This window comes from Chitinophaga sp. 01L420 (assembly GCF_056399985.1).
Genome location: NZ_JBFTSK010000029.1, coordinates 1 through 13,211 on the forward strand (window position 1 = coordinate 1; position 13,211 = coordinate 13,211).

The 13,211-nt window shown below is 43.4% G+C and carries 13 protein-coding genes; 9 read left to right on the forward strand and 4 right to left on the reverse strand.

Going from position 1 to position 13,211, the window contains the following annotated elements:
* The 3 genes from AC1DP6_RS23770 to AC1DP6_RS23780 all read left to right on the forward strand — a co-directional run.
* Positions 1-694, forward strand: a 694-nt coding sequence (locus tag AC1DP6_RS23770) for a BBE domain-containing protein (RefSeq protein WP_477057064.1), incomplete at its 5' end; no start/stop codon positions are given.
* Positions 695-761: 67 nt separating this feature from the next.
* A complete protein-coding gene (locus AC1DP6_RS23775) occupies positions 762-1,229 on the forward strand; it encodes a GNAT family N-acetyltransferase (protein WP_477057065.1) in 468 nt (155 codons plus the stop codon).
* Positions 1,230-1,340: 111 nt separating this feature from the next.
* Complete coding sequence (locus tag AC1DP6_RS23780; RefSeq protein ID WP_477057066.1) at positions 1,341-2,300, forward strand: Dyp-type peroxidase; 960 nt, start codon at positions 1,341-1,343, stop codon at positions 2,298-2,300.
* A 154-nt stretch (positions 2,301-2,454) separates the two neighbouring features.
* Here AC1DP6_RS23780 and AC1DP6_RS23785 read toward each other — a convergent pair whose 3' ends face one another.
* Complete coding sequence (locus AC1DP6_RS23785; RefSeq protein ID WP_477057067.1) at positions 2,455-2,748, reverse strand: hypothetical protein; 294 nt, start codon at positions 2,746-2,748, stop codon at positions 2,455-2,457.
* A 545-nt stretch (positions 2,749-3,293) separates the two neighbouring features.
* Here AC1DP6_RS23785 and AC1DP6_RS23790 point away from each other — a divergent pair.
* Both AC1DP6_RS23790 and AC1DP6_RS23795 read left to right on the forward strand, forming a co-directional pair.
* Entirely contained in the window at positions 3,294-6,311 is a 3,018-nt protein-coding gene (locus tag AC1DP6_RS23790) for a SusC/RagA family TonB-linked outer membrane protein (RefSeq protein WP_477057068.1), read from the forward strand.
* An 11-nt stretch (positions 6,312-6,322) separates the two neighbouring features.
* Positions 6,323-8,086, forward strand: a complete 1,764-nt coding sequence (locus tag AC1DP6_RS23795; protein ID WP_477057069.1) for a RagB/SusD family nutrient uptake outer membrane protein — start codon at positions 6,323-6,325, stop codon at positions 8,084-8,086.
* A gap of 94 nt (positions 8,087-8,180) precedes the next feature.
* On the opposite strand, the gene AC1DP6_RS23800 is transcribed toward AC1DP6_RS23795, so the two are convergent.
* The 3 genes from AC1DP6_RS23800 to AC1DP6_RS23810 form a co-directional block, all read right to left on the reverse strand.
* A complete protein-coding gene (locus AC1DP6_RS23800) occupies positions 8,181-8,768 on the reverse strand; it encodes a DUF1963 domain-containing protein (protein WP_477057070.1) in 588 nt (195 codons plus the stop codon).
* Between the two features lie 85 nt (positions 8,769-8,853).
* Entirely contained in the window at positions 8,854-9,264 is a 411-nt protein-coding gene (locus AC1DP6_RS23805) for an SRPBCC family protein (protein WP_477057071.1), read from the reverse strand.
* Between the two features lie 344 nt (positions 9,265-9,608).
* The gene (locus AC1DP6_RS23810) at positions 9,609-10,190 is read right to left on the reverse strand and encodes a methyltransferase family protein (protein WP_477057072.1); all 582 of its coding nucleotides are present in this window, start codon (positions 10,188-10,190) and stop codon (positions 9,609-9,611) included.
* 605 nt (positions 10,191-10,795) lie between these two features.
* Here AC1DP6_RS23810 and AC1DP6_RS23815 point away from each other — a divergent pair.
* From AC1DP6_RS23815 to AC1DP6_RS23830, 4 genes are all read left to right on the forward strand, one after another.
* Entirely contained in the window at positions 10,796-11,422 is a 627-nt protein-coding gene (locus AC1DP6_RS23815; protein ID WP_477057073.1) for an adenylate/guanylate cyclase domain-containing protein, read from the forward strand.
* Positions 11,423-11,453: 31 nt separating this feature from the next.
* Positions 11,454-12,032 (forward strand): Crp/Fnr family transcriptional regulator, encoded by a 579-nt coding sequence (locus AC1DP6_RS23820; RefSeq protein ID WP_477057074.1) that lies wholly within the window; start codon positions 11,454-11,456, stop codon positions 12,030-12,032.
* A 70-nt stretch (positions 12,033-12,102) separates the two neighbouring features.
* Positions 12,103-12,519, forward strand: a complete 417-nt coding sequence (locus AC1DP6_RS23825) for an LIC_13387 family protein (RefSeq protein ID WP_477057075.1) — start codon at positions 12,103-12,105, stop codon at positions 12,517-12,519.
* 69 nt (positions 12,520-12,588) lie between these two features.
* Positions 12,589-13,128, forward strand: coding sequence for a hypothetical protein (locus tag AC1DP6_RS23830; RefSeq protein WP_477057076.1), 540 nt, complete (start codon positions 12,589-12,591; stop codon positions 13,126-13,128).
* Positions 13,129-13,211 lie beyond the last annotated feature (83 nt).

Consider the following 13,211-nt stretch of genomic DNA (forward strand, 5'->3'; position numbering starts at 1 on the left):
AGTTAGAAATGAGTTAGAAATGAAAGGCGTATGCACAGCCGGACCTAAAGCCATTCAGCTCATAGATGAGCATTTAGCCGCCATCGCAACCCCCATCGGAATTCCTTATACACAACAGATCGAGGAAACACCCTGGCTGCGCTTTGCACTCAATCCATTTCCGGAACTATTTCAACCGGGTTTCGATAATGCCCAGGCAAAAGTAAAGGACGCCTTCTTCCGACAACCTCTTACAGACAAACAGATTGCGACCGCCTTCAAGTATCTTACTGCGAAAGCAAATGTAGGAGGAGGATTAGGCATGGCCACCTATGGAGGCAAAGTGAATACGATTACGCCTGACGCCACCGCATCGGTGCAGCGGGATTGCATTCTTGATGTTGCCTGCAACGCAGGCTGGGGCGACCCAACAGGCGAAGCACCTACTCTTGCCTGGATCCGTGCTTTTTATATGGAACTTTTTGAGGAGTCCGGCGGCGTACCTGTTCCCAATGAACAAACAGATGGCTGCATGATCAATCATCCAGATACGGATCTCGCCAATCCGGAATGGAACAAGTCAGGCGTTCCATGGCATACCCTGTATTACAAAACGAATTATCCACGACTGCAGGACGTGAAACGCAAATGGGATCCGTTGAACATATTTTATCATGCCTTGTCTATACAGGCGGGCGACCAGCAGCAACGATGACTCTTTGTTACTAAAGAACAAATGCTGTACGTTTGCAGCAAGAGAAACTACCGTTTAAATTACCCTCATGTCTTCAATACATATCAGAAGAGCACAGCTTTCAGATGCAAAACAACTAAGTGATTTGATCTGTGAGAATGCCGAAAAACTCCTGAAGCCTCATTATAATAATGAGCAATGGAATATATTTATCAAATACTATTCAGCGCAGGTGTTGAGCGAAAAGATAGCCAGCCAAACGGTATTTTGTGCCGAAAGAGACGGCCAGATAATAGGTACCGCCGCACTTGACGGCGATTTTGTGGTTGGTTTTTATACACGATTACAACATGTCAACCAGGGAATAGGCAAACAATTGATGACCTATCTGGAAACTTATGCGCAAAGTAAAGGCTTATCAACGCTGCAATTGGCGGCATCACCGGAGGGCCTGGCCTTTTATTATAAAAATGGCTGGCAAAAGGTAAAAGACTTTACGATTGAACACTATGGAGTAGGTTTTGCCGAAACATTAATGAGCAAACAAATATTGTAAAGCAGGCATAGATGGTGACAGGCTGAATATCTGTTTTTGACGTTCCTAAAAACATTAACTTCCGGGCCCAAGAGGAGACCTCCTTTAAATTAACGAAAAGCTATTTCTAATATGAGTAGAGCTATACAGCCTGAATCGCAAAACATCACCGACATCACGAACAACAACACCATATTTGTAGTTTGGAAGTTTAAGGAAGATATGGCCATAAAACCAGCCTTCGAAAAGCTCTGTGGCCTGGTCGCCAATCTCAATCATTCCTTTACCATACGGGTACCTGATGCACGTGCGAGTTGTATAATGGCCATTGGATATGAGGCCTGGATAAAGTTATCCTTACCACTCCCCGTCCCGAGAGAACTGAAAAATTTTGAACCGTTGGGAGGCTCAAAACATACAGCTGTGGCAACTCCGGGAGACCTGCACTTTCACTTGCGGTCAACAGATATGTCCGTTTGCTTTGATATGCTCACGGCTATCACTGAGGTGTTATACCCCGTTGCCGATTGTTTGGAAGAAATACATGGATTCAGATATTGGGATGGCCGTTCCATTCTTGGCTTTGTGGATGGCACAGAAAACCCTGTTGGTAATGACCGGCAGCGCTTTGCCCTGGTTGGTGACGAGGATCCCCTTTATAAAGGAGGAAGCTATCTTTTTGTCCAGAAATACCTGCACAATATGAGAGGCTGGACAAAGCTGTCTACCGAAGAACAGGAGAAAGCAATTGGTCGTTATAAAATGAGCGATATTGAGATGCCTGATGATATAAAGCCCGATAACTCGCATAGCGCCTTAGCCAGTCTGGACGATGAACAAGGTAATGAGTTGAAAATACTGAGAGATAACATGCCTTTTGGGAATCCCGCGAAAAATGAAGTGGGCACCTATTTTATTGCGTATGCAAACACATTTGGTACTACCTACAAAATGCTGGAACGTATGTTTATTGGAGTGCCCGCAGGTAATTATGACAGGATACTGGATTTCAGTACCGCACATACCGGTAGTCTCTTCTTTGCTCCGTCAATGGATATACTGGATCAATATACTGCGGATGTCAGCGCGTGATTTTAAAGAGAAACAAAGATAAAGAGTTGCCTCGCGATGCCAGCCTATCATATAACTCAAAAATAGCTTCGGAAGTTTTATTGCGGGCATGACTTGTTTGCCAGGTATTCCAAATACCTCTTCGGCGAACAGCCATGCCCCGCCTTCTTAAGTGCTAACGCTGGTCGTCAATTACTACTTCAAAGAATAATTCACCTGATCTGATTGCTAAAAATCCGATCGCTTTTTCATAGCAATCCCCCGTAAAAAATGAAGAAGAAAAATCAATGCTGTCCTCCATGCTGGGCTGAATACTATGAGCAGTAAGCCAAAATCCATCTATACCTAACAAACATATTTTTTCTTCTTTACACGCCAGCACAAATGCTATTACATTTTCCCTTGAATAGAGATATATCCCTCCTCTTTCTAATGCACTTTCTGTAAATATTCGTTCTGCCTTATTCATGAAATAGATGGGATTACTGATGATGATACCCAATATTCAATTTATCTCCCACACACTGCTATTGTATTTCTAAATTATTATTATTACTTTCAAATTACGAAAATAAAAAAGCGTTATTCCACGTATAAAAAAGACCTTGTATATAATTATCACCAAAATTCCTAACTTTTAATTCATTCATTTTCAATTAAGTTTAGCTAGACTATACTATTCTATACTACGTAGTCTTAAAAATGACAATTATTACATTTAATTAAACTAAACATAACCTGGAGTTAACAGACAAATCCAGATTACGCCCTATCATTGCACTCGATTTCATAAACAGTTGTCTATGTCGATTTGCAGATGCTTCAAACCATAATCATTTTTCTTCTTTGATTCAACAAAGATCTGTGCATTGCACAAAATAGGATTCAGAAAACAACCAACCAGCCCTTCTATGTATAATAATTGGGATGATCGCTGTCATAAGTAATGATATCCGGCTGGCTATACCTTTATTCATTTTCATTTTTCATATTAAGCATCACAAAGTTTTGCCAATGAACATTCGGTTTCTCTTCATGGTAGTTGTATGGCTTTCATGCGTTAGCCTTTCCCGTGCTAATGCGCCATACCATCGTATTTATGACAAGGTTATCCTTCAGGAACCTGTCAAGGGAGTGGTTATAGGCCAGGATGGCACACCGATACCCGGCGCCACAGTCAGATCGCTTTCCACGAAAAAAGTAACGACTACGAATGCACGTGGTGAGTTTACGCTACCCGCATCTCAGGGCGAAAAAATTGTCATCTCATTCATCGGTTACAACCAACAGGAAGTAACGGTCAATGGTACGTCGCTGCGCATTACGCTGGCGACCAGCAACAGCCAGTTGGGTGAGGTTGTAGTGGTAGGTTACGGCAGTCAAACCAAAGCCGATGTAACAGGTGCTTTGACCCAGTTAAAAGCAGATAATATTAAACAAGGTGCCAACATCTCCGTGGACAACCTGCTGCAAGGCCGCGTATCAGGTGTACGCATTGCGCAGTCCAGCGGTGAGCCTGGCGCAGGTGTTGACGTATTTATCCGCGGTGCCGGCTCCATCAGGAGTGGTAGCACACCTCTTTTCGTTGTGGATGGTGTACCATTAAGCAACGATGTGGTAAGCGCAGGTGGCCCTGATTTCGGTTTGGGTAGCTCTGAGCCAAAGAACCCACTGAACTTTCTCAATACAAGCGACATTGAAACTGTTACCGTTTTGAAAGATGCATCCGCAGCATCCATCTACGGTGCCAGGGGCTCCAACGGCGTGGTATTGATCACCACCAAACGTGGTAAAAAAGGAGAAGCCGGTAGCTTGACCTACGATATGTATGTAGGTACCTCGGCTGTGATCAAAAAACTCGATGTACTGAATGCAGACGAATACCGCAAAGCACTGGTGAATCCAGCCTATGATCATGGCGGCAATACTGACTGGCAGGATGTGATCTTCCGCAATGGCTTTGTGCAGAACCACAACCTCTCATTTGCCAAATCTACTGCTAACGGTAGTTTCCTCGCGTCTTTATCCCGCATGGACCAGAATGGGATCGTAGAAAACAGCAGCTTCAAAAGAACTACTGCAAGGGTGAATGCCGAAGAATCCTTCTTTGACGACAAACGCCTCACCGTTAAAATGAACCTGACCGCCAGCAATATTGACGAAACAGGTATACCTAACGGTAACACCGCAGGTTCAGACGGACAGCTGCTTATACATGCGCTGATGGCCAATCCAACAAGATCGCTCCGCGACTCCACCGGTAATTTTACCAACTTCAACATGAATGCCCACTACAATCCGGCTTACCTGTTGAGCATCTATGATGATAAAACCAACACCTTCCGCGTACTGGGTAATATGGAGGCCAGCCTGCGCCTGTTCAAAGGACTGAATTACCGCTTCAACGTTGGTATTGACAAGTCCACTTCAGAGCGTAACACCACTATCTACCCGAACGTAACGGATCGCACGCCCAATGGCGCCTACGTGCAAAACAATCTGAAATCATTAAGCACATTACTGGAACATTACCTCACGTACAACCTGGTTGTTGACAAACACCAGATAGAAGTACTGGGTGGTTTCTCTTACCAGAAGTTCAAATTCGCGGGTACCGCTTTCGGTATGCAGAACATCGCCAAACAAGGACAAGGTGTTCCTCCTGAGTTCAATCCCGGCTACTCAGGAATCCCCACCAACCCTAGCGGATTCGCACAGGAAAATGAGCTGCAATCCTACTTTGGTCGTGTGAACTATAATTACGACAACAAATACCTCCTTACCGCCTCTCTGCGTGCTGATGGTTCTACCCGGTTTGGTGGTGATAACAAGTACGGATACTTCCCATCGTTTGCATTAGGCTGGACCTTGTCGAAGGAAAATTTCATGAAAAAAATTCATGCTATCCGCGACTTGAAACTCCGCGCCAGCTGGGGACAAACAGGTAACCAGGAAGTACCTAACAAGATCACACAGGCCAGCTACTCCTTATCATCCGGTGCCGGCTACTACCTGTACGACAATTACGCACTGGTAAATGGTGTTACCGTAAACCGTACCGCCAACCCTAAACTTAAATGGGAACTGGTAGAACAACTCAACTTCGGACTTGACTTCGACCTTTTCGATGGTAAAGTGTACGGATCATTGGATTACTATAACAAAACCACTAAGGATCCTATCCTGAACATTCCTTCTGAGCCACTCAGCCCTACCACCACGGTGTGGAAGAATGTCGACGCACGCATCATCAACAAAGGCTTCGAATTCATGTTAGGTACGCAGCTGATCAGCACCAGAAATTTATCATGGTCTGCTGACGTGAACGGTGCAACGCTGTCAAACACTATCAAAGACCTTCCGGTGTCTGAGCTTTACTCAGGCAGCATCTCCGGTCCTGGTCTTTCTGGTGTAAATGCCAACATCTACAAGAATGGTTATGCAGCAGGTTCCTTCTTCATGCTGAAGCACCTGGGTTATGACAAGGATGGTAAAGATATTTTTGAAGATAAAACCGGCGATGGCGTTATCAACTCAAACGACAGACAGATCTTCCAGGGCGCTATACCTAAATTCAACTTCGGTCTTAACAGCCAGTTGCGTTATATGAAGTTTGACCTCGCAGTTTCCTTCATCGGCCAAACCGGTGGTTACCTGGTGAATAATACTGCGCTTGATCTGAACATCAACAGCCTGGCCTCCGACCGTAACGTGCTGAAAAAATACTTTGACGCTAAGGCAAATACTTCTAACGCAGTACAACTGTCTTCCCTGTACCTGGAAAAATCGGACTTCATCCGTCTGAATAATCTCCGCCTGGGATACACCCTTACTGTGAAACAATTGCCATGGCTGCAATCATTAAACATCTATGCAAGTGCCCAGAACCTGTTTACCATCACTGGCTATTCAGGATTCGATCCACTGGTGAATACCACCAAGAACGTGGGAGGAAACCAGTCCCTGGGTGTTGATTATGCCACCTATCCAGCTGCTAAAACATACCTGTTAGGTGCAACGGTTAAATTTTAATACATCGAAATATGAGAATCAATTCATCAAGACTATATAAACTAACCTGCGCTTCTCTCCTTGTGGGCCTGATGGGCTGTACCAACCTGCACGAACAGGTGATCGATGAGGTGCTCGGTTCCAACAATTCAAATCCTGAAAATGCAATAGCCGCAGCATACGGTCAATTGGGCGATGCTACGTTTGTAGATCATGGTAACGTGTTTGCATTACAGGAGTATTCAACAGATGAAGCGCTACTCCCCACCCGTGGTAGCGACTGGGGTGATGGTGGTGTTTGGCGTGCCATCCATGAGTTTACCTGGGGCCCCGACAATTCCGTGGTTACCAACACCTGGAATAACCTGAACAATGGTATCACCAAGTCACTGACGGCTATCAGCACCATCAACAGCAAACAGGATTTCACCAACAAAGCCCTGTTCCTGGCAGAAGCGAGAGGGTTACTGGCTTTTTACACCTACCATACACTGGACCTTTTCGGTCAGGCGCCCTACCGCGATCCTAACGTGGTAAATGCACCTTTACAGGTAAGGAAAGCAGCAACTACCATCGATGATCTTATCAAAGAAGTAGAATCACTCATCCCTAACCTGGCCGAATTACGCCAACAGAATACACACAACGGCAGGTTCACCAAACAGGCTGCATACGCATTACTCGCAGATATGTACCTGAACCGCGCGGTGTTCAAGAACCGTACTGCTGCTACCTTCGACTTCAAAGAGAAAGCAGTGGACAACGATGGTTCAGATATGGACAAGGTGATCAAGTATACTTCCCTGCTGATTTCAAACAGCCAATTTCAGCTGGAAAGCAACTTCTTCAAAAATTTTGATATTGATAACAGCGGCAGACCAGAATTGATTTTTGTGGTAACGCAGGTGCTCAATACACTACGCAACGGCGACAACGATTTCGCCTACATGTGCATGGAAAGGAACCAGAAACCTTCTCCTGTTAACCGTGGTACCAACGCATCCTGCATCACTCCCGAGTTTTACGCTACCTGGGATGGCAACCATAGTGATCCCCGTTTTCAGCGCCACTACCAGTATGCTGATGGTACCTGGTTCATGAACGATGGTACAGACGTGAGCGTACCCGGCACTACCTTCGTGTTAAGCGCCAGAACGCTGTCATGGTTCCATTTCAACCGTGGACTCCAGGTAGGCCAGCAATACGGTCCTAACCTGTTGCCTTCCGGTGATTTTGAACGCACTCCTGATGGACGTATCAAAGTGATAAAACTCAACTGTGAAAAAAACACTACCCTGCCAATGGACTTTACACCGGCGCTTAACTTCGCCAACCCAGCCCAGGCCGTTTTCACACAGGCAGAAATCAATCGCGGCGTACGCCCCTTCAAGTTCGAATTCGATCCGGAAAAAGATAATGGTTCCAGCAATGTAGATATCCCGCTTTACCGCCTGGGAGGCATGTATTGCATGCGTGCTGAAGCTTATTTCCGTAACGGTCAGACCGGTCTTGCCCTGGCAGACGTTAACAAGTTACGTACGAGCAGAACACGTGAGGCACTCTATAACAATGCCCCTGGCGTTGCCCTCACTGCCCTGACGGAGCAAACGCTTTACAATGAAACAGGCTACGAGATGTATTGGGAAATGTACAGAAGAAAGGCCGCCATCCGGTTTGGCAAATTCGATGCCGCCGGTACAGCTAAGGCTGCGTCACAACCTTTCCGCCGGATCTTCCCGATCCCGCAGTCTACGTTGGACGCTTCAAAAGCATTTACTCAAAATCCTAACTACTAAGTGTATCTGAAATAAACAACACATTAATAAACAAATACGCCGTCTCGGAAATGAGACGGCGTATTTGCGTTTCAGGAGGGATTATTTTTCAGGATTATGAATATTGTAAAGTAACCAATCCTTTATTGTCTGATGGATGGTAGAAAACGTACAACATTCCACCCATAAATATATGCTTGTGGGTGGGGATAATTTGCCCAAAATATAATCCGGAAATCTGCAGTACAAAATCATAACTGCTGTAATCGAATCTATCCTGGAGCCAGTTGGGCCTACCTCCTATCTTATCTTCTACATCTTCAGAAAACTCATCTTCATCCGTTTCGATATCTTCATTTAATTCCAGCCTTTTAATATCATGAATAGGATATTCAAACTCCTGTCTCGGCGCTGCAGCAAAATGAGCAATGACAGTCCCTGTTTCTCTGCCTCTGGCCATGTCGATGGCGCATTCAATATCATCTTTTGCATAGGGGCAAAATATGGACAGCACCTGGTCTTCCGGGATTACAATATCACATTGCGCCTTCAACAATTGGGAAGATAAGGATGCTACAAATAACATTTTCCTGCTGTGACGATCTATCGGCCATTCTATAGCTTCCGGTAACAAAGCGCTACCACCAATTTTGCTGTGCTCCTGGTCATCTGCATCGCCCTCATATCCGATATAACTTGCCATCTGATTTAATTTAGGTTAACGTCTTTTTTTTATTTACACTAAAACGAATATAATTAATAAACCGTGGCCACCAGACATCCCAATTCTATAATTTCTCTGCTACATATTTTACCAGCTGAAGTACCGCATCCCAACCTTCATTGGCTTCTTTAAACTGGTAATCCGACATTTCATAATTGATTTCCTCTATCGCCGAAACGGTTGTCCCTGCCCCATTTTTTTCAAACCGATACGTTATCACTGAAAGTAATCGATCTTTATCTTTGAGGTCAACCAGGCTATGCTTCAACAATTTTTCCGGTTCCAATTCAAGAATTGTTCCGTTCGTATAAAGGCTGCTTCCTTTTCCTTTCCATCCAAATGAGCTACCAACTTTCCATTTAGAAACATATTCACCCCCCATTTGCCTTGTTATTGCGGGATCCGTAAAAACGCTCCAAACTTTTTTTGTTGATGCGTTGATGTCAATCACCTTTTTAACAACTGGTTTGTCCATAGATGTTATCTGTTTTGTGTTTTTATAACTACTGCGTCAGTCAGAAGCGGTAAAATACTCAACCTAATCTGGCGCAAAATCATTTAAAGTTATGAGATAAATAAGAACGGCCGCCATTACAGCAGCCGTTTTTATTTATTTAGTACTATGAATTTCTCACTGATCTATATCGAATTTCTCTGAGGTTCCACAGAAAAATTAATCATTCTGACTGCATTATTACTGCACTCGCACCTGCAGGCATTTGTCAGATAAACATCCTTTAAACCACCTTTGCCTCTCATGGGGAAAAGTAATTACCACACAGGGTGCAACTGATGACATCCGTGAATCGGCCGAAGGTTTTACCAGATGAAAGGTATCAGCTTACGGGTTTGTTGCTGATATACCTCATAAGTACCAGGGAAAACATCCCTTAGCAATACTTCTTCATCATTTATTTTCAGACACAACGCCAACGTATATATGCAGGTAACTACTATAGCTGCCAGTCCCCCTGTTACCAGGCAGGTGCCTGCCAACGCTGTAAGAAAGCCCGAATAAATAGGATGCCTGACCAGGCGATAAGGCCCCTCTACAATTAACTCATGCCCTTGTTTTGCGGTAACTCCCCCACTCCAGTTCCGGCCCAGTATAGTACGCGACCAGATGCATACGCCAACACCGGCCATACATATCAGGGCACCTATTCCCTGCAACAGGTAATGGGCAGGAATAATACGGCCCGCAAAACCACCATGTACAAATAAGGGGAGATAGAGTAACGTAAAGATGAGCACATACCCAAGTGTGCCCAGGTAACGCTGCCGTGCGGTTCGTCCCTGGATATTTTTTAAGGTTTTATTACGGAGCAGCAACCAGTAGCTACAAAACACTACCCAGCAACAAATAGTCGCCCAGGTGAATATGGTTATATTTTCAGTCATAACAGGGGATCATAAATGGTCATATGAAAATACGGGATATTCCTATAAATGATCTGTTCATTTCATTCAGTCCCCAAATAGTACCGGTTCATCTGGCAACAGAAAGCCGTATATTAGGCCGATATAAATATGTTATGCTATCTCCTAAAATCAAAAGAAACATAACCCGGATCATTCCTTTCGGTGCGATATGGCTGATCTTTGGTATAGTTTATTCTCAGCTCGAAAGGGGGTTGCTTGGCAGGCTGCAATATTATCCTTCTACTGAAAATCCCTATAATTTCACCAGAAACTTTTTTGTTATACCTGTCTTTGCGCTTTTCACTGGGCTATTAATTGGAACGGTTGAAATCCTGTGGTTCAATAAATTTTTTATAAAAGAAAGCTTTAGCAAAAAGATTTTCTGCAAAACAATCATTTACCTGGCAACAACTATATTATTTCTTATTACCATCAATATCATCTCAAGTTGCCTCGAACTGAAGACCACCTTTTTTGACAAGCGGGTTTGGGACAATACCGGGGCATTCTTTTCGGACTACTCGGTTGTTAGTTTTGCCGTGTATATGGCCGCGGTCATTATCGGCTCACAATTTTATACGGAGATGAGCGAAAATATCGGGCAGGTAGTACTATTTAATTTTTTCACCGGTAAGTATCACCGCCCGAAAGAAGAAGAGCGGATTTTTATGTTTTTAGACATGAAATCTTCCACCCGGATAGCCGAACACTTAGGTCATGTCAGGTACTTCGAAATGCTCAAAGCGTATTACGCCGATTTATCAGATCCCATCATTCAATATTCAGGGGAAATCTATCAATATGTAGGCGATGAAATCGTCGTTTCCTGGAATCTAAAAAACGGGCTGAATAACCATAACTGTATCCAATGCTTTTTTGCCATGAAAGCAGCCATCAGTAAGCAAACCGACAGGTATCAGGAGGAATTCGGATTATTACCTGCGTTCAAAGCAGGGTTTCACCTGGGAAAAGTAACCACAGGAGAAATAGGTGTTATAAAAAAGGAAATCATCTTTACGGGTGATGTACTCAATACCACTGCCCGGATACAAGGACTTTGCAATACTTACAAAGTTGATATACTTATTTCTGATAAGCTGATAAAAAAGCTCGACCTCAGTACTGAATTTCAAACTAAATCATTAGGTGAAAATGAGTTAAGAGGAAGAGATGAAAAGGTCGAACTATTTACAATTGGCAGCGCCAACTAAATATAATTTCAACAAAAATTATAAGATACTAATGGAATCCTTTCTTATCGATACGCTTCAACAATTGGTCCCCATCAGTAAAGAAGATAAAGTCATTTATAAAGACCTCTTCCAGGTAAAACATTACAGAAAGGGTGATTTCTTTCTACAAGAAGGGCAGCTGTGTAAATATATGGGCTTAATTGAATCCGGCTTGATGCGTCATTATATCAACCAGGATGGCTGGGAAAGGACTTTTTCGTTTGTGAACGAAAAAAGATTTCTGACTAACTATGAAAGCTTTACAACGCAGACTCCTTCCTCAAGGATAATACAGGCATTAGAAGATACCATTATACACGTTGCCACCTTTGAAAGCTTTGAATATTTCTATGAGCACACGAAATCCGGTGACAAAATCGGACGATTAGTACTGGGAATGGTGCTTATAAAGCTTGAAAAAGAATTGACTTCTTTCTATACCGATACGCCTGAACAACGATACCAGAAATTTATCGAGGAATACCCCGACCTGCAGCAACGCATCTCTCAATACCATATTGCCTCATTTGTAGGTGTAAAGCCACCTTCTCTTAGCCGTATCCGCAAAAGAATTATTGAAAACAGATAATTTCTTCACCGAGGTGAATGGAATTCTATTTTTCTCTTCTGAACTTTGCATTCATAAAAAAATGATCACAATGATTGCAAAATATCTTTGGGAGACAGGTTCATTTATTATTGCGGCCATGGGTATCCTCCACCTTCGGGCTACCCTTTTTACAAATGCCTTGCATCCACGAAATGAAAAACTGATAACGGCAATGGAGGTTTCTCCATTGATTTTAACAGAAAAACTCACCATGTGGAAATCATGGGTCGGCTTCAATGCCACCCATAGTATTGGGGCAATTTTCCTGGGCATCATCAATTTCTACCTGGCATTCAGGTATTTTGAAATTTTGCAGTCAGACTCCTTCTTCTTTTTATTTTCCATTCTTATCATAGCATTTTATGTTTGGGTAGCAAAAAAATACTGGTTTAAAACCGTTCTTATATTACTTTCAATAGTATTAGGCTGCTTTATTACTTCCTCCATATTGACGATCATAAAATGATGCCATAGCGGATACTTTACAGGCCCTCCCCCATAGTGGGCGATTTATATATTATTAAAGCAATCAGGTATGACAGTAGAGCTGGCACTCCAGGACTTTTACAAAAAACACAATTATGGCACAGAAGGCGGAATATATGAGAAATATGCCTGGATAAAATTTGGCTTTTTTTCAATCCCGGTACTCAATGTTGAAAGCAGGCGTAAAAATGTTTATTTACACGATATAAACCATATCGTTACTGGCTACGATACCACCTGGAAAGGCGAAAGTGCTATCTCTGCCTGGGAAATCGCTTCGGGCGGCTGGAAAAATATCTATGTTATCTGGATCATGGCGTTATGGGCCATAGGGCTAGGTGTACTGTTTTATCCAGTGAGCACATTAAAGGCATTTAAACAGGGACTAACGATGAAAAACGCAATGACCTGCGGTTTAACAAAACCCGAAATGTACCAGTTATCTGTGGCCGATTTGCGGAATATATGGAGCAACAAGACAGGCAACAATAGCAATCCGTTCGTTTGGATGACGATTAGTCTTTGTGTGTTTGCGCTACCTTTCATCATTGGAATATTATCTATCTGGATAATTGTGACGTTATTTTGATCCAAAACAAGAAAGCCGCTATTGGTTAGGAGATCCGGGGTTCCCACTTATATCCTATGCTTGCCTCGCCACTTTTTAACACA

What these genes read in the sequence shown, in the direction of transcription:
- AC1DP6_RS23815 (WP_477057073.1), top strand. Translation starts at nt 10,796, where the DNA reads ATGAGCGAAAATATCGGGCAGGTAGTACTATTTAATTTTTTCACCGGT.
- AC1DP6_RS23800 (WP_477057070.1), bottom strand. Translation starts at nt 8,768, where the DNA reads ATGGCAAGTTATATCGGATATGAGGGCGATGCAGATGACCAGGAGCAC.
- AC1DP6_RS23775 (WP_477057065.1), top strand. Translation starts at nt 762, where the DNA reads ATGTCTTCAATACATATCAGAAGAGCACAGCTTTCAGATGCAAAACAA.
- AC1DP6_RS23785 (WP_477057067.1), bottom strand. Translation starts at nt 2,748, where the DNA reads ATGAATAAGGCAGAACGAATATTTACAGAAAGTGCATTAGAAAGAGGA.
- AC1DP6_RS23780 (WP_477057066.1), top strand. Translation starts at nt 1,341, where the DNA reads ATGAGTAGAGCTATACAGCCTGAATCGCAAAACATCACCGACATCACG.
- AC1DP6_RS23820 (WP_477057074.1), top strand. Translation starts at nt 11,454, where the DNA reads ATGGAATCCTTTCTTATCGATACGCTTCAACAATTGGTCCCCATCAGT.
- AC1DP6_RS23790 (WP_477057068.1), top strand. Translation starts at nt 3,294, where the DNA reads ATGAACATTCGGTTTCTCTTCATGGTAGTTGTATGGCTTTCATGCGTT.
- AC1DP6_RS23830 (WP_477057076.1), top strand. Translation starts at nt 12,589, where the DNA reads ATGACAGTAGAGCTGGCACTCCAGGACTTTTACAAAAAACACAATTAT.
- AC1DP6_RS23795 (WP_477057069.1), top strand. Translation starts at nt 6,323, where the DNA reads ATGAGAATCAATTCATCAAGACTATATAAACTAACCTGCGCTTCTCTC.
- AC1DP6_RS23805 (WP_477057071.1), bottom strand. Translation starts at nt 9,264, where the DNA reads ATGGACAAACCAGTTGTTAAAAAGGTGATTGACATCAACGCATCAACA.
- AC1DP6_RS23810 (WP_477057072.1), bottom strand. Translation starts at nt 10,190, where the DNA reads ATGACTGAAAATATAACCATATTCACCTGGGCGACTATTTGTTGCTGG.
- AC1DP6_RS23825 (WP_477057075.1), top strand. Translation starts at nt 12,103, where the DNA reads ATGATTGCAAAATATCTTTGGGAGACAGGTTCATTTATTATTGCGGCC.